The following is a 25,797-nucleotide window of genomic DNA, read 5'->3' as shown; positions in this document are numbered from 1 at the left end:
TTATGCGTTGCCAAGACACCTTTTTAATTCAGAATAAATGCGGTTTACACGCACGTGCAGCTTCGGTACTTGCACAACTTGCCGACAAGTTTGATGCGCAAATCACCCTATATCAAGATGATAAATCAGCGGATGGAAACAGCGTACTCGCATTGTTACTACTTGAAAGTAGCCAAGGAAAGGAAATTAAAGTCGTGTGCGATGGCCCTGATGCACAAGGTGCACTCGCTGCGATTGGCGATTTAATTGCGCAAAAGTTTCATGAGCAAGAATAAGTTAGCGATTCGATAACAAATATAAATTCCCTCCCAGATACTTGGTAAGGCATTTAAATTTACGTTAAACTCTTATGCAAGATGTCGTGCCTAACTTTCCCGTTCAAATCATAGCTGTTTCTTCAGCTTCTTCTTAATTAGGCATTTTTATAATTAGAACATACAAAAAATAGGAAGCCTATGCCTGAAGCCCTTGAACAAGACTACACACTACAACAACTGCAACAGGTCACGCAGGCGCTAAATAGTGGGCAATTTGTTCAAGTCAGGCGTATTTTAGCCGAAACAGCCCCGTGTGATACAGCACTACTGCTTGAGTCATCCCCTCATAAAGTTCGTCGTCAACTTTGGCAGCTCGTTGATCCTGATATTCAAGGTGATGTTCTAGAAGAACTATCTGAAGATGTGCGTTTAAGCATTATCGTGCAAATGGAACCCGAGCTGATCGCCGCAGCAACGGAAGACATGGACGATGATGACCTTGGTGAAGTTTTAAGAAGCTTGCCTGAAACCGTTTATCAAGACGTAGTCGGGGCCATGGACGCGCAGGATAGAGAGCGGGCAACGCAAGCGCTATCCTATCAAGAACGCTCAGCTGGCGCCTTGATGAATACCGACACCGTTACCATTCGTCCAGACGTGTCACTCGATGTTGTGCTTCGTTACTTAAGGCTTCGAGGAGAACTGCCAGACGGAACTGATGATTTATACGTTGTCGACAAAGATAACTGTTTTATAGGCGCACTCTCTCTCAACAGTTTATTGACCAATTCCCCCGAACAATTGGTGCGCGATCTCATGGATACGGACAAAGAGTCAATCCCAATCACCATGGATGAAACCGAAGTCGCACAGTTATTTGAACGTCATAATTGGATCTCAGCCGCTGTCGTGGATGACAACGCTCACCTATTAGGGCGTATTACCATCGATGATATCGTTGATGTTATCCGTGAAGATGCCGAACACAGCCTCATGAGCATGGCGGGTCTTGATGACGAAGAGGACACCTTTGCACCAGTTTTTAAAAGCTCTAAACGTCGCTCAATTTGGCTAGGGATCAACTTGCTCACGGCATTGCTGGCCGCCTTTGTCGCCAGCTTTTTCGAGAGTACCCTCGATATTTTGCCTTTCTTAGCGGTACTCAACGGCATTGTACCAAGCATGGGTGGGGTTGCAGGGAGTCAAACCCTGACTTTGGTTATTCGTGGTATTGCACTTGGTCATATCAACCAAACCAACCAAAACTTTATTTTAGGTAAAGAGCTGGCCATCGGTGCACTAAACGGCGTCTTATGGTCAATATTGATTGCTGGCGTAGTCGCATTGTGGCAGTGGGATTTTGTGCTGGGTGCCGTTATTGCCTTTGCCATGTTTATGAACTTACTTGCTGCGGGGATCGCTGGTGCCAGTATTCCCATCATACTTAAACGCATGAATATTGACCCAGCGTTAGCTGGCAGTGTCGTTCTTACAACGGTAACGGATATCGTGGGGATCTTTGCATTCCTCGGCACCGCTACTTGGTTCCTAATATAATAGTCATTAGAAAAGGGCCTGATAGGCCCTTTTCTAGACATATTTATCTCTAAGCGCCAGCAACCTGCATCGAATCAATCAACACAGATCCCGTTTGTACAGCACCTCGATGTTCAATATCGCCACCTAAAGCTTGAATACCTTTGAACATATTTTGTAAATTGCCCGCGATAGTAATTTCACTCACTGGATATTGAATTTGCCCGTTTTCAACCCAAAAACCAGCCGCGCCACGAGAGTAGTCACCTGTCACCGTGCTCACACCTTGCCCCATCAACTCAGTCACTAATAAGCCTGTGCCCATCTCTCTTAACAGCGCGTTGAGATCATCATGCGTTTGTTGCACTAACCAGTTGTGGATACCTCCCGCATGCCCTGTTGCTGTCATCCCCAAACGGCGAGCAGCGTAGCTGGCGAGCAGGTAAGTTCGTAATTCACCACCGTGGATAATATCTCTATCTACCGTTTTTACCCCTTCGCTATCAAACGGACTCGATGCAAGGCCTTTTGGTAGATGAGGGCGTTCCAAAATATTCACGCAGGGGTTAAATACTTGCTTGCCCAATTGGTCGAGTAAAAAGCTCGATTTTCGGTATAAAGCGCCACCGCCAATCGCGGAAACCAGATGCCCAAACAAACTATTCGCGATATCAGCACGAAATATAACGGGTGTTTGCATCGTGTTGAGCTTGCGGGGATTCAGTTTATCTAAAGTGGCTTGCGCCGCTTCAAGGCCAATGTCTTTCGCCGATTTTAAGCCTTGTTGCTCTCTTGAAATTGAGTAAGCAGAATCACGTTGCATTTGCTCACCTTCTTTACCGATCACCATGGTACTTAAAGTGAGACGGGTACGAGGAAAACCAGCTAAAAAACCATGGCTGTTGCCATAGACCCTTAAACCTTGATGACTGGCAAAACTCGCACCATCCGAGTTTACAATACGCTCATCAGCATTTAGCGCCGCTCTTTCAGCTTCCAAGCACAGCTCAATACCCTGCTCTGGCGTCACTTCCCAAGGATGATATAAATCTAAATCTGGCGGGTTCATCTCCATTAGCGCTTTATCAGCAACACCATTGCATGGATCATCCGAGGTAAACTTCGCGATATCTATCGCTTTTTCAACAACACTCTTTAGTGCCTGTGGACTTAAATCAGCGGTTGACGCATTACCTTTATGATTGCCAACATACACACTGATGCCTAGACCCCCATCTTGATTGAACTCAATCGTATCTACCTCACCCATACGCGTGCTCACCGAAAGTCCCGACGTGCTCGACATCGCAGCTTCAGCAGAAGTTGCTCCTAATTTTTTAGCGAGGCTCAAAACTTCAGAAACCGCTTCTTTCACTTCATCTATTTGCTTATAAATAGGGTCATGTTGAGATCCCTGCATGCTGATCATCTCTCAAAAATGGTTATTCTCTTTTAATGCTAACACACATCGAAACTATCGCCCCATTCAAGCAAAGCATTTGTGTCGGAAAATTGATATACTTACGACAAATTGGTTAAACCTAAACAGATCATGGCTAAGCAAAACAAACCTGACATTGAAGAAGAGATCATCTACGTATCAAAAAGTGAGCTAAAACGCGACGCGCAACAGTATCAGCAATTGGCCCAAGACCTTGCTGGTATGGCAAAAAAACAGCGCGACAAACTTCCGCTCAGTGATGATTTGCTTGAGGCAATGGTTGTGGCAGACAAAATCCGCCAAAAAAGTGAAGCGTACCGACGCCATATTAACTACATCACCAAAACTTTACGTTTGACTGACAATGTAGCTGAAATTGAAGCCGCGATTGATTTAATGCTTAATAAAAATAATCAAGCGGATGTCATGCTCAATAAAATAGAGTTAGTCAGAAATGAGCTGATCGCCCAAGGTGACAGTAAAATCAACGAACTATTAGCCGAGTACCCTTCGTTAGAACGCCAAAAGATGCGTCAGCTAGTGCGCCAAGCGACGAAAGAAGCCAAGGATGAAAAGCCAGCAAAAGGTCACAAAGAGCTGTTCCAATATTTAAAAACAGCAATGATGCCGTGAGCTAGATAGCAATAGATTTAAATAAAAAAACCAGCGAGTGCTGGTTTTTTTATTGCAAAGGTTTAGTACTTCTCGGCACTCAACGACGTCACCAATTGGCTATATTCATTATGGTGAGTATGCTGCCAAATATCACCTTGCCCCAATGTTTGTAACTCATTCAGTTTCGTAGCTATCTCATCCCAAGCATCGCTTAAATCAATATGACCTTTATGTGTGATTGAAGCTCCAGCGCGTTCAATATGCATTTTCGTTGATGATTGTCTGGGCTCTCGAGTTAATTTCAACCAAACGCCTTTCCCTGGTTCATGCCAAAAAATGCGCTCATCATCAGCACTACCGCCTTGAAACTGATTGAGATAGAACAGCCAAACTTCATCGTAATCGCCACGTTCCAGCGCTTTTTGTGCATATTCCAAAGCACTAAAAATCACGCCAGGCCCATTTTCGCTTAGTGCCAATGTTTCTTGTACGTCCACATTACACATAGCACAAATAGTCGTTACTAATGCATTTCCAACACTCGTATCTAAGTCAGGCATCCAATAGCTCAAAACGATCAAGTCAGGGTTACCATTAGGTGCCAGTTTCTCAACCATTTCAGTGTGCGATGGCACCTTGCTGCGATTGATAATATCAATGCTTTCTTGTGGTGTATCACTGACCTTTGCCGTACCAATGCTTTGCAACTGCTTCATGTAGTACTGGGTGCCACTGTAATTCATTTGCACTCGACCGTGACCGACAGGGAAACTTTCTATACGTATATCTTGTAAGTACATGTCACTTTTCCTTTTATTCTTTTATTAAAGCTGAGGTATAGAAAAAGCCAGTTCCCGTAGCAAGCAGCAAACACAAATCACCGGCTTTGATTTTTCCTTCACTTTTTGCTGTGCAATAGTTCAAGAAGTTGTCAGCGGTAAAGCAATGACCGATGCGTGGCACATTGTCGACATATATCAAAGAACGGTCTACGCCTAGGTGCTGAGCCACGGTTTTCCATGACGACTTGTTGGTGATCGGTGGCAAAATCAATTTGACGTCATCAAGCTTATAGCCAGCTTGCTCAATACTCTCAGTGACAAAATCTTTGAGTCTATCCAAGCTATCCTTTTTAAACTCTTCAAGTATCGCCGGATCGTTAAACCCCATATGAAAACGACTATCAATTTTCATATTGGTGTTTAACACCTGACATCGTGGTGAGCGCTTAGTCACCAAAGCTGCAGTTGACGCATCCCCAGTGATCGCGGTCCCCGGCTGCTTACGCCAGCTCCCAAAGCTTCTATCTCCGGACAGAATAATGACCGCTTCATCATCTGGCGCGTCATGCAATAGCGTCTGTGCGTTTTTTAATGCTGTAATAGCAGCCGCACAGCTAACTTGCGTAACAGCCATTGCATTGCACTGCTTTAGCCCATAACGCGCTACAATTTGCTTTAACAAAGGCTCCAGTGGCGCCTGATTTACACCTACGGTATGGGTATACAATAAATGCGTTATCTTATAGTTTTGCATCACTGGTTTTTCAAACAACTGATCCAGAGAACCGGTGAGCAAATCTAGCAACGGCAGGTCTGGGTCGTAAGCAATTTCCTTTTGACCTAAAAACGTTGTATGTACAAAAAGATCGTCTTTCGTCAGGGATAGCTCTTCTTGCAAATCTTTAATGGCGACTCTGCGCTTGGGAACAAAATGGACTAACTCTTCAATACCAATCATCGTACGCTATTCCTTATTTTATGTTCTACGCAGCAGCGGTAAGTTGTGATACATCGACTTTGCCATTCACAGACAATGGCATTGCAGATAAGAATTGGATTTCCCCAAACATATAATCCGAGTCTATTTTCTGTTCTAACCAAGCTTTGAATGCATCTTGAGCAGCTTCACTTTTATCGACTAAAACCAAAAACAGCTTTGCGATTTCATTGTCTAACTCATCTTTAACGCCAGCAACCTGACAAATTTCAACATTATCATGTTGATAAACAATGCTTTCCATATCTCTTGGGTAAATGCAAAAGCCTTTTTGCTTAATGAGATCCTTCACTCGCCCTTTAAAATATAAGAAACCATCGGCATCACGAGAAAATAAATCCCCAGTTGCTAGCCAGTTGTCATCTCGATATTGACCGCGTATCAACTGCGCACCGCCAGTACTGTTAACGTCAAAGTATTGCTGAAAGACCGAAGAGCCTCGCACATACAATTGACCAATCTCCCCTGCGGCGAGCTCAACTAAGCGCATATTGCCAGAGCTATCTTCTTGCTCTGAAAATATTTTTGCTTCAAGCCCTGGCATGGGAATACCCACGGAGTCACTTTTACTATGTAAATATTCAGGTGGTAGATATGAAACACGTTTTGATTCCGTCAAACCGTACATTTTAACTACCTTAGAACCTGCAAACTTCTCTTCCAGTCCTTTGGCTGTGTGTGCAGGGAACACCCCCCCTGTACTGGTGATTAAGCGTACACCAGGGATTAAGTTAGGAAAGTGCTGCAAGTACTTATTTAAATTCGTAGCTAAAGCTGGGATCAACGGCAATATCGTAATGCCTTGACGTTTAACAATACCAATTAAACTCATCGCATTTACGGGCTTGCTCGACACGACTAATTCACAACCAGTCGCGAGGCTAAAGAATAGCTGATAAAGACCATAGTCAAACGACAATGGAGAGATTAGTAAAATACGATCCGATTGTTTCACACCAAGATAGTCCACTATAGAACGCAATGCCGTCAGCACATTATTGTGCGTCAGCATTATCCCTTTAGGCTTCCCTGTACTACCGGAGGTATAAATGATCAGCGCTATATCCACCCCTGTTAGTTTAGGTGGAGTTAGGTATTCAAACTGAGATTGCTGCTTGTGGTTAAGGTTCATCGTGCGTGATAAGCTGCCCGCTTGCGGATCCAATACATACTTTGCACTACAATCTTCAACAATATTTTGTAACGCCGAGTTTGCCATATCACTTTTCGCAGGCACAACCACACCACCTTGGTACCAAACACTCAGTAGCGCTGCAATTGTTTCAATGTCATTTGAAACTTTTACCACCACTTTTTCTTGATAACCGATACCTTGATAGATGACTAACGCATTTTGTAGTGTTTGTTGTAGCGTGTCATTATCTTGCTTATCGTTACTAATTTGACCCTGCCAGTGACCTTGTAGTACTGGTTCAATCAGGTCCTTGAGTGTAAACAAATTATCCATACTCTTTCTCCAGATTATTCCCATTTGAAGGTTTTTATCGCAAATATCATTGCTACCAAGCTCATCACTGCCACAACCACAAAGGTTTGACTGTTATCAGCTAAGCTCTCGTTGTAATACAGCTGAGACTCAAATAAGTCATACAAATAGCTTGCTGGTATTACTTTTGAAACCGCATCAAGCCACTCTGGAAAGAAAGTTCTTGGAAATGTTGAGCCACTAAGAAACAACATAATAAGGAAGATAGCATTAGCGATGGCTGTCGCCGTTTGAGGTCTACTGCACACGTTGGCAATAATAAAACCAATCGAGCAAAACAAAATGCTTCCCAAAGCAAGAATTAATACAATGCTGGCCAGATCACCATTGGGTTTTACTGAAAAAAATACATATGCACCGCTAATCACCAATAATGCACCTAGCACAATGATCACAAACTGACGCATGATTAAACCAGCTATGACGTGAAACTGGTTAAGATCAGTCACCTTAAGGCGCTTATAAACGCCGCTTTGGTAATCAGCTGACAACACTGTTGTGATGGCAAAGATACCACCAGACATCACCGTGATCACAAATACACCTGCAACATTCATTAATCGAGGATCATCACCACCAGGGACTTGTGATGCCATGCCACCAAATACGGATAACATTAATACCAACATGGCGAGTGGATATAAAAAAGACCAAAGCAAAGCTGTTTTGCTGCGAGATGCAATCGTGCACTGCATTTGAAAAAAAGACATTAACTTGCTCATGCGACGCTCCCTTCTTCTGTAAGACGAACAAAAACATCTTCTAAAGAAGATTTACCGATACTGAACTTGGCAATTGGAAAGCGTAGGGAGATTTGTTCAATGATCCCGAGCACTTTGCCATCAATTGCATCCACATCAAATGAGTACTTGCCATGTTGCTGCTGCGGATTTTTAATACCAACCAACTCCAGATCTTCGATGGCAACAGGCGTTTCCAAAGCAAGCTCAACATGATAGGTTTCGTTATACTTTTGAATGATGTGCTCAGGCGTGTCGGTGACGAGGATCTCTCCACGATTCAAAATAGCCACACGATCCGCTAATGCTTCCGCTTCCTCAATATAATGGGTAGTAAAAACAATCGTTTTACCTTGTTTCTTAAGTACTCGGATTAATTCCCAAATCTTTAAACGGATCTGTGGATCTAAGGCATTCGAAGGCTCATCAAAGAATAGAACATCTGGTTCATTCACGAGCGACAATAAAATAGATAATTGCTGCTTTTGACCTCCAGATAAGTCCTTGTACTGGCAATTTTGTTTGTCATCTAAATTGACCAAAGCAAGATATTCTGACAAGTGTTCACTTCGAGTTGAGTAGAATGAACAGTAGTATTTAATTAACTCTTTTACCGTCAGGTTATCGTAATACACTGGCGTTTGAAAAACGGGACCAATTTTTAGTTTTTTACAGGTTCGTCCACTTTCGGAGAAAAACTGCAGATCTCCAGAGTCATACGACTTCAGGCCCATTAAAATCTCAAGTGTGGTGGTCTTGCCCGAGCCATTTGGACCAAGCAGGGCAAAGATCTCGCCCCGCCCAACCTCAAAACTCACCCCCTTGAGCGCATGGGTATCCGCATAGCGCTTGGTTAACTTATTGATACTTATCAAACTCATAATCCGCTCTCTTAAAATTAAGGCGTAACCCTTAAGCTGCCAATTCAAAAGAAATCATTTGATTATGCATATCAGACAATGTCGTCAGCTCGTCAAATTCAAGCTCCGATGGGTCGATTTGAAAATCGTTATAAATTTCTTCACACGCAATGATCACCTCAACAATATTGAGTGAATCAATGCCAATATCGGCCAAAGGTACCGTGGCATCAACGGTATCTGTTTTAAGTGCTTCTGCAGTTACATTGATTAGTTTTTCAAGTAATTCTGGGTATTGAGTTGTAGACATGTTTTATATTCCTGTTGTTATTAAAATATATGTAATAAATATGAGAGATTGACACCTAAACCTGATGATATTTCGCCAAGATCGGTACCTTTATTCTCACGATAAAAATTTGTTTTCAGTAATAACTCAGAGTTATCACCAATTGCTTTTTTCAACGAAAATGAAAAAATATAACTACCATCATCAACATTAATAAGAACACTCGGCTTATACTGAACATCGTAACTCTCATAAAACCCTGTAAATGAGCTATATAAATAATTAACACCGAGATATTCATTTTTAAAAATTGATTGATTTATATTAAAATCTGCATGACCCAAAGATAAATAATGCTTTACCGAGTCATCAATTTGGTTTTGTAATCTTCCATGTGCAAAACCACGCCCATTGTGAAAATACTCCAAGTTCACCCTTTGTTTATCGTCAATAAATTTGGTCAAACCCAAGTAGATATCTTGATAGCGATTCCTTGCACTCAGACTCTCAAGGGTTTGACCAAAATACTGTGGCGACCAAAGGTAATTTGCATCCACTTCTACATGCACGGCTTCTAAAGCAAAAGTGGTGGCCCAAGGGAGGCTTGCATCCAGCGTTATTCCCACCTTATCTGAGTAATTACCGTTTTTAGCCAAGATTAAAGCGCCATCCAAATCACCTTTAAAACTCAACTTGAACGCCGATTGTTTACCGTTAAAAAAATCCTCATTGTGATTTGTGAGCAAAGCCGAGAAATCGTAACTTTCACCAATCACTTCATATTGCAATAAATCGATCCCTCTATAACGAGTCGGGTCCATCGAGTCGAAGTTTTTCGTGGTAAAACCATTGTCAATAACATCTGCTGGGCGCCATTGAAAACCTGAACTCCAGCCAAGGTTCTTTCTACCCAACGTCAGATATTGGCTTTTATTTGCAAAGCTACTTCGATAGAAATATTCGAGCATCAAAGAATTATCTTCATAGCTTTTAACATTTCCATACTTTAGCTCTGTATAATTAGACATTGCGCGAAATTTAAATAAGTTCGCATCATCTAATTCATATTTTAATATTGCATCGATCGTCGAGCTGCTTTCATAAAAATCATTATCTGCTCGTAAATCTTTTTCTGGTGTATATGTTCCTTGAAAAATGAAATCTATACTAGTTGTCAGATTTGACATCTCAGGCACTTTTTTGGCTGCAGGGTCTATTTGCGCAAATGGATCAAACGACTCTGCTTGTACACAAGTGCTCACTATCAGGACACTTCCAAAAACTACGTGTTTGATCATCACAGCAACTTCCTACACTTAAATTTGCGAAAAATGCTCTTTGGATAAGGACTTAAAGTCTTCATCTATATCCGCTATCGCACTCAACTTAGAATCAACGTGCGCCAATGTGTTGGCGAAAAAGAACTTCGCACTGTGTATTTTTCCTTCGTAGAAAGCGCTATCGTAGTCACCCTCGCCATGCTGCAACGCTCTACTTGCAACAACGGCGTTTTCAAGCAATAACCAAGCAAAAACCACATCGCCAAAACATGACATAAAGCGTGTCGAGATAAGGTAGATCTGCTCCATCTCACCACTTGATAACCAATTTCCATAACGACTCAGAGTGCTTGATAGACTCGATGCCACTTGAGCGAGCTGCTCAAACAACGGCGAAAGCTCCGGCACTTCGTGCTTCAATTCATAAAATTCAACGAGTTCTTCTTGCCAAAAATCAAAAGCACGAGATTTCTTACCCAGGGATAATTTACCGCGCAATAGATCGGCTGCCTGCATGTAGTTGGTCCCTTCCCAAATACTCATGATTTTCACATCGCGAGCACGTTGCTCTAGCGGAAAGTCGCTGATGTAGCCGTATCCCCCATGAACTTGAATGGCGGTTTCACAGACTTGCCAAGCAAGATCAGAGCAGTATGCCTTGACGACGGGCGTAAGAAGATCGGCAACGGCTTCATACCGACGGCGCAATGGTTTCTGCTCATCGCCACTTTCTTGTAGGACCAACGCCATTGAAGAATAATTGGCGGCTTTAAGCACGAGCGAGCGCATACCCTCCACTTTAGACTTCATGTCCAAAAGCATACGTTTGACATCTAAATGCTCAATAATGGGTAATCGCTTAGCGCCAGGTGTTGCCATTGCTCGGATGCTGGTCCCTTGTACGCGCTCATTCGCATATTCAACAGACTGGTAATAAGCTGACGAAGCCAGTCCCAGCGCGTACGTGCCGGTCGCGATCCTGGCTAAGTTCATCAATAAGAACAACTGAGACAAGCCTTTATTCTCAGCATCTCCTAATAACGTGCCATAGCATGGCCCTTCACTACCAAAGGTTAGCTGCGACGTGGCATTGCCCTTAAGACCCATTTTCTTTTCAACTACATCACAACGTACGTTGTTGAACTCACCAGGGCTGCCATCTTCGTTCAAACGATATTTAGTCACCACAAAGCAACTCAAACCACGTGTGCCTTCAGGCGCATCTGGCAAACGAGCTAAAACGAAGTACACATGATTATCAGTTAGATTATGCATTCCAGAGGAAATGAATATTTTTGAGCCTTCTATACGATACTGTCCGTTTTCCTCACGGATAGCTCGAGTGCGCAACACGCCGACATCGGAACCAGCTTCAGATTCGGTCATCACCATAGCGGCCGTCATTGTCGGTGTTGTAAGTGCTTGGCAAAATTGTTGTTTTTGTTCCTCTGTGCCATATTTTTCAAGTAGATAAACGGCACCAACATTGAATCCTGGATAGACACAAAATGCAGGATCTGCACCGTATAGCACACTATAAATTGCCTGATTGATCACATACGGTGTGCCGCAACCGCCATATTGCACAGGTGCTGATACACCACATAAACCGAGTTCTTGAAACTTGCTCCACACATAATGATACACATCCGGCGCTTTGACTTCGGTTGGGGAGACTTGCGTACAACCTTGCTTATCCGCAAGTTGATAACTGCGCCCCAAATATTCACGCGCAAACTTAATCGCCAACTCCATGATCTGGATACAAGTTTCTTTATCGACGCCCGCAAACATGTTGGAGTCGAGGACATTTTGTTCTACTTGCAGTACGTCAAATAGTTGGAAGTGTAAATCCCTTTCATCCAACTTGAATGAGGAAGGCTGCTTTAAAAAGCTTTTTTCGTCTTTCATTGTTTTATCTTCTCTTTATTATGCTTGTTGTTGGAAATGGTGCGCATTAACGTTGCTTGGTATCGTGATATCTGCAAAACAGTAATAGCCACGTAAAGCCAAGGAGCCGAACAAAATGTTCTGCCCAGATAAACTTTGCAGTTGATGGTCACGAATAAACGCAATCCAAGGATCGCTACCAAAGGCATGACCATAATAGGAATGGCGTTCAGTTAATACTGTCAGATCTTTCAATGAGCGCCTGACTGGGATCGACATGCTGTCAGGAAAAAACGGCAATGACAGCGTGCTAGAACTACACTTTTTAGCAACCTGCTTAGCAAAACTCGCAAAGCTGATAATGTTGTTGCCGCCACTTGCAACACCATTGTGAAGCAGTTCTTGCGCTTGCGCGTCACAAACTTCAAAAAACAACGTACAGATCCCAAACCCTGATTTACCCCATTGCTCATTCTCAGACCAATATTTCATCTCCATCGCATTCACATCCAAGATTGAAATTGCAAGGAAACGCTGCTGCGGTTTGTGCGTTACATGATATCGAAGTAAATACCCCCAACATGCACATTCATAGGCGTTGCTGAAGCTTTGTGGCACCTCGTATTGAGACTGAAAAACTTCTGCACTATTGATGCTTCCCGCCGAAAATACCGAGTCCATCATGGTGCTACAAAAGTAATGGTGGCTAGCATCACCATAGTGATGCGCTTGATTTTCACCGATAGCAGCACAATGCGCTTCGATCACCGTCTGGATCTTTTGCTTGTATTGGGTGATTGATTGATCTGCAAATGCATCATCAAACGGGGTGTAAAATGCATCCTTCAACAATATTTTTGCCATTGTAATTTCCTATAAAGACTGTGATTCTTCAGCTTGTAACTTCGTGATCAAAAACTCAGGCACAGAGACTATCGATTTCGTTTTTGCGTTTAGACAGACCATCTTAGTAACAACCTGACATGACAACTGCTCTGACTTATTGATATAAGTCACCCACTCCAATCCAGCCCGATTGATGTGCTTTAGCTTGGTGCGGATCCCTACTTCATCTTCCAAGAATACCGCTTGCTTGTATTTTGCGGAGATATCATGCACCACCAGCGCCAAACCGTACTTCCTAGTCAACTTTGAGAAGGACAGCTTGCGGCGTTTTAGCCACTGATGGCGGCCCCGTTCGGCTAATTCAATGTATTTAGCGTGATGTAAAACACCGCCTGCATCGGTATCGGCGTATGACACAAGATATCTTTTCATGATCAATCCACCTTTTTTATAACCATTGCACAATGTTCAAACGTGACCGAAGTGAATAGCACCAAGATATGTTTAACCTCATGCACATCCATTTTCTCCGCAGGTGTCCATATCGCACCGCTGTTATCTGCTTGCCAGCATGGATTGCCTGCACACACTGATGCACTTAGGTTCACCATTTGTGCCAAAATAGCGCTGGGTGTATAACCTAGATGCATTGCACTAGAAGTCAGCGCTGGCAGTTTTGCACCAAATACCGTTTCGAGTGCATGCTGTTCGTTCTGCATAAACGTTTCTGTGCCCTGCCCAACACCAACCACTAAATCAATATCTTGCGTAGCAAGACCAGCTTGAGCTAATACTTGCTTTGCCACACGCGCTAACCCTTCTCCTGAGTTGGATAAAGCATGGCCATGACCATCTTGTGTAACTTTAAGCGCCAACACTTCAGCCAGTGGTTTTCCTTCTCTGGCGTGAAGCGCGGTTTCACTCTCGAGCAAACACACACTTGCCCCTTCACTTAAATAGAAACCACGTCCCGGTTTGCCAGAATCAAAATGGCCAAGTACATCAAACTGCTCTGCAAACTGCATAACCATCGGGGTCAATTCATCAGTAGAGAAATTGAACATACGTTCTTGGTGGCCTGCTTTAACAGTATCAAAAGCAAATTTCATCGCTCCAACAGGACCACATAGCGTGGTATTAAAGCCTTTAATACCGTATTCAATCGACACTGCGCCCGCAGCTGCATTTAAAGTGGTTAAAGGGAATTGGGTTGAGCTGGCATACGCAAGGCCATCTTCAAACACAGAGGACATGTATTTCTCTAGCGATTTTTGTGCGCCATGAAGCAGGCCTGATACGACGCCCGTTTGATACAGTCGCTTATCGACCAGCGGCTTAAGTGCAAAGTCATCTATCGCTTTAGCCATAGCTTTTAGTGCAAATTGGATACTCGGAGAGCTTCTTCTAGACACTCCTTTCAAGCCTTTTGGCAACTTAATCGAGCCTTGATAGGTGTTTAACGCCTCATTGTTATTACATAAACGCTGCTCAATGCCTTCAGTTAATTGCCATTGATTAGCAACATCTTCTCCTAAAAAGTCACCGTAGGCAGTTAAGAAAACACGGTTACCTGCCAATGACTTTTTACTATATTTTCCCGCTTCACGAGAAAGTACCAACGACGAATTATTGCCACCAAAGCCATAGTTATTACACATGATGGTGTTTATATCTGTCGGTGTTTGTGCTCCATGTACGTAGTCTAAAGGTGCACACCCTTCCCTCGCTTCGGTAAAGTGGCAATTAGGCGGGTAATAGCCTTTTTCAGCGCAAACTAAGCTGATGATTAATTCAACCACACCGCTGGCACCTAAAGTGTGACCAACGCTTGATTTCACACTGGAAATTTTGGCTTCGTTACCAAACACTCTTTCGACGGCTTTTGACTCTGGCACATCGTTGGAGTCGGTGCCTGTGCCGTGTGCAGAAATATACTCAATATCAGCAGCATTTACCCCCGCGCTTTGCATAGAATGAATCACTGCTGCCTCAATACCTGTGCCATCATCATCTACTGAGGTTTGATGAAATGCATCCGATGACAACGCATAACCCAACACTTCACCACGGTGCGCTTGCCCACGCTGTTCGGTGCTTGCCAACGATTCCATGATCAATACACCTGCGCCTTCACCCAAGGTGATGCCTGATGGCGTAGAAAACGGTGCCGCGGGCTCTTTGCTCATCACTTTTAAGCTGTTGAAACCAGCTGCAATACTTTCGGAAAGCGTATCGGTCCCCACTACGATAACCCTATCCGCCTCACCACTTAACAATAAATCTCTTGCGTAGCCAATAGCCGTGTTACTTGAAGAACACGCCGATGAAATGGTCACTTTTATGCTTTTTAGCGCCAGCGATTCACACACGATGGTCGCCACATGATCCGTTAATCCGGCATAAAAATCGTTGGCACTGAGTTCTGATGTATCTTGATTAATTGCGGCTTTTAGAATTTTTTCGACGTGATGAATACCACTGTGAGAAGTGCCCACCACAACGGCGGTACGTTCAGGGTCTATATCTTGTTTATCCAATCCAGCACTGCGCATCGCTTCTTCAAGCGCTTTGACAGTAAACCAGACACCTCTATCTGTTTTTTGTGTAAATGCCGAATTGAGCCCAAACGTATCGTTATTCAAAAATTCTGAAGTTAGATTGCTAATAAGCTGGTCACTGTCGATGTTTCGCGATACCGCAATAGAGGTTTTTTCCGCCAGTACCGCCTCACCAATTTGCGTGGCATCGCGACCTAGTGGCGTAAACACGCCCAGTCCTGAAATTACAATTTGTTGTTCTTTATTGTCTGTAAAAGTCATGACATATCTTCCTTATCTTAAATGACCGCCATCCACTTTAATCGTGGTAGCTTGAATGTATCCTGGGGTTAATAGGCTATGGACCACATCAGCAACATCACTTGGACGCCCCATACAACCAATCGATGCATTTTCTAAAGTATGCTCAAACATGCTTGGATCGAGTTCTGTCACCATGTCTGTCTCAATAAACCCAGGCGCAACGGCATTAACAAAAATACCTTCTCGACCATAACGTCGAGCCAGTAACTGACAGTAGCCAATCAACCCACCTTTGGTTGTCGCATACGGTACTTGCCCTTCTTTGCCATACACACCGGCGGCTGATGCCATCAACACAACAGAAGCTTGAGAAGCTTTGCGTAACAAAGGCAATAACTGTTCGGTGAGATAAATAGTGCCCGATAGATTGGTTGCCAACAGCTGAGCAAAATCGTTATCCGGCATCGCAAGGAATGAACCATCATTGGTCATACCTGCGTTGTTAATTAATCCATCTATCTGAGAAAACTGCGTCTTTACTTGAGTCACAAACGCATCAACGGATGCCCTGTCGCTCAAGTTCATTTCAAGCGCACACGCTTTTACGCCACGCTCAGTGAGCTGTTTAACCAATGCTTGAGCTTGCGCTTGACCACTGCGATAAGTCACAATTAGTTGGGCATGCTGCAAATTTGAGTCAGGAGCACAAATTTTGTCAGCCAATGTATCGACAATGGCGCGGCCAATGCCTCGGGTTCCACCCGTAATAATGATATTTTTCATGATCCGTCCTATATATTGCACATTGCGATCCCAGTACCCACTGGAATAACACCGCCTGTTGTAGCCAATTGACTGACTTCGCCATACATGTTGATAAGTTCACTCACCTGCTCGGCACTTTGTGGCTTATATTTCATGTTGTAGACCTTCAAGTTGCCTTTTGCAGCGCGCCACTGAGCGGGCTCTAAGCTTTCTTTTGGTGGATGGATCAAAAACACGTTCACCTTAACGTCAAAACGCGCAACTTCTTTGGCAACACTTTGCACAGCCGCCACCACCGCGTTATTGACAATAGGGTTGCACGGCGCATCAATACTGCTTTTAATGCTGTGGTCGTAACACATCACCCAAATTCGACCCCCATCCGTGCGAGCTAAATGTTGTGATCCGTATTTCAATGTTTTCAGGATCTGCGTAAGCCGATTCTGTAAACCATCGATTGCCGTCACAGAATCTTGATTGAACTGCTGAACTTCACACACACCATCAGTCAAATTCAGATAAATATTACGATAGTAAGTACCAGCTTCGGTCATTGCATCGAACTTCGCTTTCACGCTCTGCAGGTCGTCCTGACACTCTGGCAACGCCAGAGTGTCTACGTGATGACCGTTAGATTCCAGCTTGGCAATCAAAGATGTGGCTGTCACACCTTGACTGTTAATGATTAGATCCAACATGTTAGCTCCTTGCCCTATCACGCCGCTTGCTGATTTAAGCGTTCTAAAACCATATCAATAACGGTTGATACCTTTTCACAGGTTTCCTCGATGTAGCCGCTATCGATTTCGATCGGCTTAAACCCGTACTTTTTCTCAACACCAACGATAAGGTCCAGCACGTCCACTGAATCAAGACCCAGTCCCTCATCACTTAGTATCAGCGTATCTTCATTAAAATCGTCAGCGCTGTACCCTTCATCGCCAAGTTCTAAACGATCTAGCAATACTGAATTGACGATAAAATCAAAAATTTCTGCACGTTGAATATTCATAATTATTTCCTTAATTTTTATATGTTTAGTTAGTTGCTTTGGTAAAGTGTCAAACTCACTTTCGCGACAGCTTCACCGCCACATTTCGATACACACGAAAAGCGACAAAAGCGAGCTGCGCCTTGTTGAAGTTCTGAAACATCATTGAGCGGTTTCGACTCTATGATCACCACATCACCGGGTCTGACTGGCTTAATGAACTTCGCTCGGTCAATTGACGCAATAAAGCCACCGGCCTTATCGCCCACCTGCGAATTGAGCCAAGCGCGACATGACTGCGCCATGCTCTCCACTAAGATCACACCAGGCACCACGGGATCACCGGGAAAATGCCCTTCGAAAAAGGCTTCATCACCCATATACATCCTCACTGATTTGATTAACCCTTGTTCTTCACAAAAGCTCACCTCGTCAACAAAGCGAAATGGGTCGGTTTGTCTCAAATGAGAATCAAGATCTATGCACTGCATGTTAGCCACCAATAAATATGCTGGTGGTTCCTCTGAGAACACATTGCTCTTCAGAAAAAACCGTAAAATCAAATGTATACATAGGTGCGCGTTCTTCTACTAAGACGGACTCCAAGCGAATTGGAAAAGCAATCTCCTTGAATTCCAATCTTTCTACTTTCTTAAAAGAGGCGATCACACCCCGTTCCTTGCCTTTTCTCTCTCTCAATAACAGGCCCGAAGACTGTGCGACATACTCCAGCATCACATAAGTATCTACGCAGTCGGCCTCAGCAAACCTGTTCGGCATTCCTCCTTTATTTAGTTCTGTGATTATTTTACGTTCTGTTTTCCATACCACGCGATCAACAAATCTGAATGGCGCAGTTTGTGCTAACCCACTGATATAACTATGGGATTCTTGTTCATTCATTTGCACGTGCGGTACTCCTAACGTTAAACTTTTGTCAAACCCGATTTTGTGAATAATGCATCTGGGTAATTACCTGTTTGGTATTCACTCATCTTGATCCACACCGCAGAGTCCTTTCGCAAACTGTCATAGATTGCTATTTTTTCGACTTTATTCTGGCCATCAGTGCCGCGCTTAAATGACTTGTACTCAATGGTTTTTAACAGCCGACCCGATGCCGTAAAGTGGCGAGTGGCAATGGGTTGATCTGCATCTAGGTCATAAACCAACTCTATTTTTGCGTAGGTACTTTGCCGAGTTTTGCTGAGCAAGGTCACTTCAAGTTGTCGTTGCGTATTTAGCTCGTAGCGCTCTACCTCGTAGCTATTTAAAAAGGAGGTGTTCAACACGTCTGCAATAGAGGCTGAACCAAAAACTCTTTGCAGCGGCGCGATACGGATCACGTTGGAACTAGAGGGCAAGTACAGCCATAGATCAGAATCACGGATCAGCGTTTTTCGGCCTCGCTCTGTGCGTGGTGATTCAATCTCTACCAACGCGTATCCTTGCTCACTGATCTTCACATCCAAAAGGTGCTTGCCAACTACTTCGTTGTTTTTTACCGTCAGCACTTCCGATACGAAGCTAAACCCAGAGTCTTTAAATCCACGTAAATACTCCATGCTCTCTAGTACTTCGCTAATTTTCTCCATACCAATTTCGCTACTGGCTTGATGTTCAACGCTATGCTGTGCCGCTTGCTCAGTAGTTGGTAATGAGTCAGCCAAACTCATTGCAGGCAAAGCGGTAAACCCGAAATAACAACATGCGTATGTTAATAATTTCATCTTCATACATTTCTCCTTTGTCGCCTTAGCGCTGCATTGCTTCATTGATTGGTAAACGACCGGCTTTGAATGCTGGGAAAAGTCCCCCCAGCGCCGTCGCAATAAGCGTTAATGCAGCTGGAAGTAACACCACTTGGCTATCAATTAAAATGCGCAGTGGATAAGAAAAGGTTGACCCTGGTGGCTTCGGCATAATGATGTTTGCATGATTGACACCCTGACTTATCAACACGCCCACCAGCACACCTATCGTGATGGCAAGAACCCCGACCACAAGCCCTTCAATTAATACAATTAATAATACTTCTGCTCGTGATGCCCCCAACGCTCGGCTTGTAGCCAGTTCAGTAACGCGCTCCATTACGCCCATGGTCATCGTGTTGAAAATAGCAGCAAAGATAATGATGATGACCAAAGCAGTAACAAAACCGAATATGTTGTTAAACATGGCCACAATTTGATGATATGAATCAGACAGCTCAGACCATGACTTAACATCTAGGCCACTGACACCTGACAGCGCTGCTCGTACTCGCTGATCGCTGTCTTCGCGCAGCTTATTTTCATCTGCCAGTACAACAAGGCTAGTTACGGCTTGCGAGTACATTAACTCTTGCATCAAACTTAAATTAATCTTGATGAAACGTTTGTTGAGTTCTTTTGCGCCGGTATCCATGACACCCACAACCACAATATCTAGCGCATTAATTGCGCCTGAATCTGTGGTGGTTAAGAATGTCAGCACATCACCCACCTGTGCCCCTAGCTCCTCGAGTAACTCCTTACCTATCAAGGCACCTTCTTGTTGCTCACTGAATAGTCCAGTCCCTGCCACAATGGAAATGGCCTCGCTGATCTGTGCATCCTCATCAGCTTCCACGCCATAGGCCATAACACCAACGGCGCTGTCACCAAAAGACACTAAACCTTGCGCTTCTACTCGTCGGCTCACTAACTTGATTTCATCAAGAGACCCTAAACGACGTTCAACTTCATCCGCTTGCTGAGGCTCAATAAACACTTTTGCGTATGCTTGCTCGCTTGTAGAGTGCTTCTGTGCTTGGACTTGCCAATGACCTAGCTGCGAATAAATACTGCCTAAGCGAATGCCTTCATACATCTGTGCGACATAACCGCCAAACAAAACCAAACTGACAGTGCCAATCAAAATAGCTATACAGGCAATTGAGTTTTTACGCCAATCTCGTAGCACGTTGAGTAAAATGAGTTTTGTGATAAAAGTGATATACATTTACAACCTCCTGCGCCAGCAAGCGCTTTATCCTTGTACCCTTGCGTTCATTTTTGCCAACATGGTGCGAACCGATTGCTGTGTATTAGCGTGTAATTCACTAAACTGTGCGTTATTCACAACAAACTCTAAATCCGCTCTTGCGACTGAGGTCTTATTCATGAATTCAGGTACCATTGCCGAAACAAGCCCTCTGTTTAGTCGCGCAGTCATGTTGTTGGGATAGCGGCTAACCGCTTTATCAAGATAGCGAAACCCCTTTGCAGCAGAGCTCCCCGCTAGCTTGGCGTTGTTGCTGTAAAACACGGCTTGCTTGGCATACAGAGAGCCTAAAGTTGACAGCAATTCTGCGCCATAAAGCTGCGCGGGATCTTGTTCTAACTCGTCCATCATTTTTAGTAAGGCATTCACCTTTGTAATATGCAGCTGCAATTGCGTTAAAGTGAGCTCCTTATTCACCATCAACTGACTCGCTTGCGTAACGAGTTGTTGTGCTGAGGTAAGGTAGCTTTGTGCTGTCAACTCACCTTGAATTAAGCTGCTTGGATTAAAACTTTGCTCCGTCACTTGTGGTTGCGAGCACCCTGTTAGAGCAACCACAACGGCTGCCAATGCAATTCGTTTGAACATTCTTTTTATTCCTTAAATGATCTGACCATCACACATAATCACGTTACGCACGCCACTAGTGGCAAAGTCTTGGTCATGAGTCGCAACCACCACTGTGGCTTGCTTTTCTTGATTAAGCTTTTGTAACAGCTGGTACACCACCTGCGTATTTTCGCTATCCAGATTCGCCGTCGGCTCATCGGCAATGATCAATTCAGGATCTTTGACAAAAGCACGAGCAATTGAAACTCGTTGCATTTGGCCTCCTGACATTTGCTTTGGACGACGTTTTGCAAACGTCTCCATGCCAACTTCTTTTAGCGCTTGGTGTGCTTTGTCTTTAGCATCAGGGTCTTTGAGTAAATACAAGGGATACATCACATTTTCTAACGCCGACAACGCCGGATGTAAGTTGAACTGTTGAAAAACAATTCCTATTTTGTCACGTCGGATATGCGCTAAAGCACTATCACTTTGCGTTGTCACATCCATGTCGTTAAACAAGATCTCTCCAGAACTTGGGCGATTGATTAATCCCAGCATGCTTAACAAGGTACTTTTACCGCTACCACTTTTACCGGTTAAGCACAGCAACTCACCTTTGGCGATGCGTAAACTTGCTTGGTTAACAGCCAGTGACTTAACACTGCCATTGCGATACGCTTTACTCACATCAACAAGTTCCAACATACTTTTATCCTTGCATTTTTGATGAGTGCGAAAAGTACTCAGTGTCAGCCGGTAACAAAGCAACCAGTGACTTTAAAATGTCTTTTTGAGATTCACTTAATGCACATGAAGATGGGCTCACATATTTGATCTCGAAATGATTATCCCCAGCAGACCAGGAGTACAACTTAAAGTTGGCATCAATGCATACATGATCATGACCAAGCTCGATTAAAGCGGCGCTTTCTACATCCAAATCATGAAAAAGAGCAACACGCGGGTCTAACAATGACTTGGGTAAAGCGATGGTCGATGGCATTTTTATTCTTACTAGAAGTTTGTCGCTAATTTGTGCCTCTAGAATTTTGTTCACAGCCGTATCAACAAAACGGTAGTACTCATAAAATGACATAACGATGGGTAAGCGCTCGTTGAACTCTAATTGCATAGCAATATGCAGCTCGTCCTCCGCAAGTAAGGCGTTGCCTAGTAATGCGGGGATCACTTCTCTCTCTCGCTTATGGCGGTTTAAAATTCCTTTAAATCCTTCAATATACATGGTGTTATTACTCTTCTATTTGGACATGTGTTGTTGTTGAGGTGCATGCTTTCAAAAAGCAAAAATACCCGTGTGATGCGATGGAAGAGAGCAAGTAATGCTGCGCTTTACACACGCCATCGACTTGTTCTAAAGCGACCGAAATCCAAGGATCAGAGCCGCATACATGGCCGAACTGTTCGTACCTATCAGCCAGTAGAGGGTAGCCTCTGAGAGCCCGCTTAATACCCTTTCGCATTTTTTCAGCAAAGTAAGGAACACATACCGTAAAGCCTTCGTTATTCTGTGCTGCCTTTTGTAATTCAGCGCCATATTCATACAACATGACATCGGGGTTGCACTTGCCCAGTTGCAATAGCGCTGGCATTTGTGCGCCTTCTAACTCTGGTAGACGTAAATGCACCAGTGTGACTCGGTGACTCGTTCTCCCCCACGATTCGTTCTCTTCCCAAAAGCGCATTTGGAGCGGGTTTGCATCTACTACAGATAAAAAAATATCTTTTATCTGTGGCTTATTGAGCAAGTGTTGACGCACTAAACTCCCCCAAGTTGCACATTGCATCGCGTTGGAAAAACTACTCGGCAAAGCTGTTTTTTTACTGAGCTGCTGACACATTGCATGCGGCTCTATCCAGCCACCAGAGCTGACAATATCAAGCGTTGAACTGCATAAGTAATGCGCCGCACTTGTCACAGAATGAAGCGACTTCGCAGCCTCGATTTGCCCATGTATCTGCTCGCAAAGCCGTGCAGTGAACTGCTCAGGAGTGATCCCTCGCAAGGCTTTACTAGATTCAATACGGATACTTTTTATCTCGAGGCTATGCATAGCTATCTCACTTTCGCCTTGGCATATATTTCAAACAGACAGCGGTAGGAACTACCTTCCATACGTGTGAAAGCCATCAAATCTCGCTGATCCATCACCCCCTGAACCGCGCCAGACAAAACGAGGTCGAGTAAAATACGGTTTGAGGTAAATTTAATTGCCAAAGCCAATGGCAAACTTGGTTGACGCTCAAGTAGACTCATACAGTAATTTTTGGCGATGCCTTCTAAGGTTTTCACTGCATCAAGCTGTTCGGCGCTTAAGTTGGCTCTACCTTGTGACTGCAACCATTGCACATGACCCATGAGTGAACGCACAAAACGAGGACGAACTTTCGATAAAAACACCGACGTTGCTGCCAATCCTCCACCTGTTAGCATATTGCTTTTATGCACCGTCACTTCACCACTCACGTTACCCAGCTGTAAGCTGCCATCCAGAAAAGGTAAACCCACTTTACTTTTCTTCAGATGCTTGAACTGCGAAGGTGGGATCAAAATGGATGAAGGATAAAGTTTTTGGGTTGACGCTGCTGAGACCGAACCATAGTCCAAACGATGGCCTTCAATGATCCACACCTTGTCGACATTGACCGTTAAATCATCCCCCTCTTTTTTAAATACGCTGTTCCATTGCTCAATTGAAGGCCCGCCAGCATCGGCCATTAAAAAGCCCCCATATTGAGCGATTCCTTGCGCATGCCAGTCATCAACCTGAGCAATTTGTTCCTTGCTTGCAATATATGAAAACAATAATTTACCGAAGCTACTCACCAACTCATGAAAGTTGCCATCGACAAGTCCTTTTTGAGGAAAGTCCGCTAAAATATTTTCGATGTTGGTTTCAGCCTCAGAAAGTGGTTGCTGCTTTTCCAGTGCGATTACTTTGCCTTGCTCAATGCCATGAAAGTCATCATGGTCAATGATCATTTGTGTATCCACGGTAGATACAACGCCGTTGTAAATCAGTTTTTCTAAATACGGGCTTATTTCTGCAAATTGAGATAAACCTTGGATGATGCTTTGTTCGAGTTTCACGATCGGTACCTGCTAAATTAAACGATATATTCTTTGTATTCTTTGAGTGCCAAAAACTTATTTACGGTGTACAGCGCGTTGTATGCCCCGCAGTCTTTAAACAAGACTTTGTCTCCAATCGAAAGTGTTTTTGAATAAGCCTTTAGTTCGCCAATCACATCGTCACGATTACACGATGCACCAACCAACTTATAACTAACAGGCGCACAGGCTTGACCTTCAGATAGCACGATTGGCTGATCAAATTTGCGGATAACATGCTCGGTTTTAGCGAGTAGAAAATTCTGCGCCATGCCTCCGTCACAGACGAGAAAGTGAGAGTGGTTGATCTGTTTTTGACTAATCACTTCAGTTAAGAAATAGCCGGCAGAGCCAAAAATACCGCGGCCAGATTCATGGATTACTTCGGCTTTTGCTTGCAGTGGTGCAATGGCTTGTCGGTAAGCTGCAAAGTCAATGTCTAACGATGCCCAATTGGCAGGAAAACCGCCGCCTAGGTTTAATATTTCCAGCTCGTAACCTAACGACTCATTCACTCTATCGACTAAATTACTAATGACTTCAACACAGTCATGGGCACGCTTAACAAAGTTATTTGAGCCGCAAAATACATGTAGTCCAGCAACCTTCATTTCAAGCATTTTCGCTCGCTCTAAGGCTTGCCTTAAGCCCGACTCATCCATACCGAAATGATCACCCGGAACCGCCTCAGCGCCTTTGCTAATTGCATCTAGATTCACTCGTAACAGTACAGGGTTATTGACGGCACGCTTACGCTTAACACGCTCAATTAAATCGAACTGCGCTACATGATCGATGATCAATACCGCGTTATAACGTGATGTCACTTCAATAAACTTTTCTGTGTACGCTGGAGTATTCACAAATACACGTTGCTTTGTACCTGAGCGCAACCTTAACTCTCCCAGTGAAGCAACCTCATAGCCGTCCTCAAAAATACACGCAGTGCGAGAAAGCAATTCAGGACAATGGTTTGCTTTAATTGACACGACTAAAGGAGTGCCTAGATTCGCTTTCAGTTGCGTGTAGTTATTCTCGACTTTCTCGGTTGAATAGATATATGCTGGCGTCTCTAATTGATTGGCCTGTTCCTTTATCAACTTCACAATGTCGTTTTCAGTTCTTTCAGTGAAATTCATTACGTTAATCCTAAAAGTGGAAACAAAAGTTTTGCGCATATCCTGCGTCGCTAAAAATACAATACCGCGAAATTGAAAAGTTGGATGCTGTCAGAAATGACATATCCAGCCGTTATGAGGTGTCAGAACTGACAGCTTAAAAATGTTGTTATTTCGTTTACGTGAAAAGCCACTGAGTAAGCACTAAAAATGATTGCCCTTACTCGAACTCTTAAATAGTGATAGAGACAAAGAGACTGATAAATTGAAGTAGAAAGATGCTAATTAACCTCAGCTGCGGATAAGAGTTTTGATAGCTAGCAATAGAAACATTGCAACTATTTCGACATCCAATGATGATATTTCGCTTAATATC

Annotated in this window: 28 protein-coding genes; 3 read left to right on the top strand and 25 right to left on the bottom strand. The window is 43.7% G+C overall.

Annotated elements, in window-relative coordinates:
• The first annotated feature begins 2 nt into the window (after window positions 1-2).
• Both ACW689_RS14620 and mgtE read left to right on the top strand, forming a co-directional pair.
• Window positions 3-275, top strand: coding sequence for an HPr family phosphocarrier protein (locus ACW689_RS14620; protein ID WP_476292640.1), 273 nt, complete (start codon window positions 3-5; stop codon window positions 273-275).
• A 180-nt stretch (window positions 276-455) separates the two neighbouring features.
• On the top strand, window positions 456-1,814 hold the full coding sequence (mgtE, locus tag ACW689_RS14615) for a magnesium transporter (protein ID WP_476292638.1): 1,359 nt from the start codon (window positions 456-458) through the stop codon (window positions 1,812-1,814).
• A gap of 49 nt (window positions 1,815-1,863) precedes the next feature.
• Here mgtE and pmbA read toward each other — a convergent pair whose 3' ends face one another.
• The gene (pmbA, locus tag ACW689_RS14610) at window positions 1,864-3,213 is read right to left on the bottom strand and encodes a metalloprotease PmbA (RefSeq protein ID WP_476292636.1); all 1,350 of its coding nucleotides are present in this window, start codon (window positions 3,211-3,213) and stop codon (window positions 1,864-1,866) included.
• 132 nt (window positions 3,214-3,345) lie between these two features.
• On the opposite strand from pmbA, the gene yjgA reads away from it, so the two are divergent.
• Window positions 3,346-3,867, top strand: coding sequence for a ribosome biogenesis factor YjgA (yjgA, locus tag ACW689_RS14605; protein WP_476292634.1), 522 nt, complete (start codon window positions 3,346-3,348; stop codon window positions 3,865-3,867).
• A gap of 62 nt (window positions 3,868-3,929) precedes the next feature.
• Here yjgA and ACW689_RS14600 read toward each other — a convergent pair whose 3' ends face one another.
• Genes ACW689_RS14600 through ACW689_RS14485 form a run of 24 tightly spaced genes read right to left on the bottom strand, consistent with a single transcriptional unit; the run spans window position 3,930 to window position 25,442 of the window.
• Window positions 3,930-4,649, bottom strand: a complete 720-nt coding sequence (locus tag ACW689_RS14600) for a hypothetical protein (RefSeq protein ID WP_476292632.1) — start codon at window positions 4,647-4,649, stop codon at window positions 3,930-3,932.
• A gap of 13 nt (window positions 4,650-4,662) precedes the next feature.
• Window positions 4,663-5,589, bottom strand: coding sequence for a 3-oxoacyl-[acyl-carrier-protein] synthase III C-terminal domain-containing protein (locus tag ACW689_RS14595; protein WP_476292630.1), 927 nt, complete (start codon window positions 5,587-5,589; stop codon window positions 4,663-4,665).
• Window positions 5,590-5,614: 25 nt separating this feature from the next.
• Window positions 5,615-7,096 carry a class I adenylate-forming enzyme family protein gene (locus tag ACW689_RS14590; RefSeq protein ID WP_476292628.1) on the bottom strand — a complete coding sequence of 494 codons (1,482 nt, stop codon included), beginning with the start codon at window positions 7,094-7,096 and terminating at the stop codon, window positions 5,615-5,617.
• 14 nt (window positions 7,097-7,110) lie between these two features.
• Window positions 7,111-7,857, bottom strand: a complete 747-nt coding sequence (locus ACW689_RS14585; RefSeq protein ID WP_476292626.1) for an ABC transporter permease — start codon at window positions 7,855-7,857, stop codon at window positions 7,111-7,113.
• On the bottom strand, window positions 7,854-8,756 hold the full coding sequence (locus ACW689_RS14580; protein ID WP_476292624.1) for an ABC transporter ATP-binding protein: 903 nt from the start codon (window positions 8,754-8,756) through the stop codon (window positions 7,854-7,856). The genes ACW689_RS14585 and ACW689_RS14580 overlap by 4 nt, the downstream gene beginning before the upstream one ends.
• Before the next feature lie 31 nt (window positions 8,757-8,787).
• Window positions 8,788-9,045, bottom strand: a complete 258-nt coding sequence (locus ACW689_RS14575) for an acyl carrier protein (RefSeq protein ID WP_476292622.1) — start codon at window positions 9,043-9,045, stop codon at window positions 8,788-8,790.
• 20 nt (window positions 9,046-9,065) lie between these two features.
• Window positions 9,066-10,325 (bottom strand): hypothetical protein, encoded by a 1,260-nt coding sequence (locus ACW689_RS14570; RefSeq protein ID WP_476292620.1) that lies wholly within the window; start codon window positions 10,323-10,325, stop codon window positions 9,066-9,068.
• Window positions 10,326-10,340: 15 nt separating this feature from the next.
• On the bottom strand, window positions 10,341-12,215 hold the full coding sequence (locus tag ACW689_RS14565; RefSeq protein ID WP_476292618.1) for an acyl-CoA dehydrogenase: 1,875 nt from the start codon (window positions 12,213-12,215) through the stop codon (window positions 10,341-10,343).
• Between the two features lie 18 nt (window positions 12,216-12,233).
• Window positions 12,234-13,058 (bottom strand): hypothetical protein, encoded by an 825-nt coding sequence (locus ACW689_RS14560; protein ID WP_476292616.1) that lies wholly within the window; start codon window positions 13,056-13,058, stop codon window positions 12,234-12,236.
• 9 nt (window positions 13,059-13,067) lie between these two features.
• A complete protein-coding gene (locus ACW689_RS14555) occupies window positions 13,068-13,472 on the bottom strand; it encodes an acyl-CoA thioesterase (RefSeq protein ID WP_476292614.1) in 405 nt (134 codons plus the stop codon).
• 2 nt (window positions 13,473-13,474) lie between these two features.
• On the bottom strand, window positions 13,475-15,859 hold the full coding sequence (locus tag ACW689_RS14550) for a beta-ketoacyl synthase N-terminal-like domain-containing protein (RefSeq protein ID WP_476292612.1): 2,385 nt from the start codon (window positions 15,857-15,859) through the stop codon (window positions 13,475-13,477).
• Between the two features lie 12 nt (window positions 15,860-15,871).
• Window positions 15,872-16,624, bottom strand: coding sequence for an SDR family NAD(P)-dependent oxidoreductase (locus tag ACW689_RS14545; RefSeq protein ID WP_476292610.1), 753 nt, complete (start codon window positions 16,622-16,624; stop codon window positions 15,872-15,874).
• A gap of 8 nt (window positions 16,625-16,632) precedes the next feature.
• Window positions 16,633-17,304, bottom strand: coding sequence for a hypothetical protein (locus ACW689_RS14540; protein WP_476292608.1), 672 nt, complete (start codon window positions 17,302-17,304; stop codon window positions 16,633-16,635).
• A 17-nt stretch (window positions 17,305-17,321) separates the two neighbouring features.
• Window positions 17,322-17,618: an acyl carrier protein gene (locus ACW689_RS14535; RefSeq protein ID WP_476292606.1), complete on the bottom strand. Its 297-nt coding sequence runs from the start codon at window positions 17,616-17,618 to the stop codon at window positions 17,322-17,324.
• 29 nt (window positions 17,619-17,647) lie between these two features.
• Window positions 17,648-18,088, bottom strand: coding sequence for a 3-hydroxyacyl-ACP dehydratase FabZ family protein (locus tag ACW689_RS14530; protein WP_476292604.1), 441 nt, complete (start codon window positions 18,086-18,088; stop codon window positions 17,648-17,650).
• Window position 18,089: 1 nt separating this feature from the next.
• A complete protein-coding gene (locus ACW689_RS14525) occupies window positions 18,090-18,500 on the bottom strand; it encodes a hypothetical protein (RefSeq protein WP_476292602.1) in 411 nt (136 codons plus the stop codon).
• Window positions 18,501-18,523: 23 nt separating this feature from the next.
• Window positions 18,524-19,333 (bottom strand): outer membrane lipoprotein-sorting protein, encoded by an 810-nt coding sequence (locus ACW689_RS14520; RefSeq protein ID WP_476292600.1) that lies wholly within the window; start codon window positions 19,331-19,333, stop codon window positions 18,524-18,526.
• A gap of 19 nt (window positions 19,334-19,352) precedes the next feature.
• Window positions 19,353-20,579 carry an ABC transporter permease gene (locus tag ACW689_RS14515; protein ID WP_476292598.1) on the bottom strand — a complete coding sequence of 409 codons (1,227 nt, stop codon included), beginning with the start codon at window positions 20,577-20,579 and terminating at the stop codon, window positions 19,353-19,355.
• A gap of 27 nt (window positions 20,580-20,606) precedes the next feature.
• Window positions 20,607-21,209, bottom strand: a complete 603-nt coding sequence (locus ACW689_RS14510) for a hypothetical protein (RefSeq protein ID WP_476292596.1) — start codon at window positions 21,207-21,209, stop codon at window positions 20,607-20,609.
• A gap of 12 nt (window positions 21,210-21,221) precedes the next feature.
• Complete coding sequence (locus tag ACW689_RS14505; protein ID WP_476292594.1) at window positions 21,222-21,878, bottom strand: ABC transporter ATP-binding protein; 657 nt, start codon at window positions 21,876-21,878, stop codon at window positions 21,222-21,224.
• A 4-nt stretch (window positions 21,879-21,882) separates the two neighbouring features.
• Entirely contained in the window at window positions 21,883-22,416 is a 534-nt protein-coding gene (locus ACW689_RS14500) for a hypothetical protein (protein ID WP_476292592.1), read from the bottom strand.
• Between the two features lie 7 nt (window positions 22,417-22,423).
• Window positions 22,424-23,245, bottom strand: a complete 822-nt coding sequence (locus tag ACW689_RS14495; protein WP_476292590.1) for a hypothetical protein — start codon at window positions 23,243-23,245, stop codon at window positions 22,424-22,426.
• A 2-nt stretch (window positions 23,246-23,247) separates the two neighbouring features.
• Window positions 23,248-24,282 (bottom strand): hypothetical protein, encoded by a 1,035-nt coding sequence (locus ACW689_RS14490; protein ID WP_476292588.1) that lies wholly within the window; start codon window positions 24,280-24,282, stop codon window positions 23,248-23,250.
• A gap of 17 nt (window positions 24,283-24,299) precedes the next feature.
• Window positions 24,300-25,442: a type III PLP-dependent enzyme domain-containing protein gene (locus tag ACW689_RS14485; protein ID WP_476292586.1), complete on the bottom strand. Its 1,143-nt coding sequence runs from the start codon at window positions 25,440-25,442 to the stop codon at window positions 24,300-24,302.
• Window positions 25,443-25,797 lie beyond the last annotated feature (355 nt).

The sequence above is a fragment of the Pseudoalteromonas sp. ABE4_541 genome (assembly GCF_056312285.1).
This window is presented reverse-complemented; position numbering and strand designations above follow the sequence as displayed.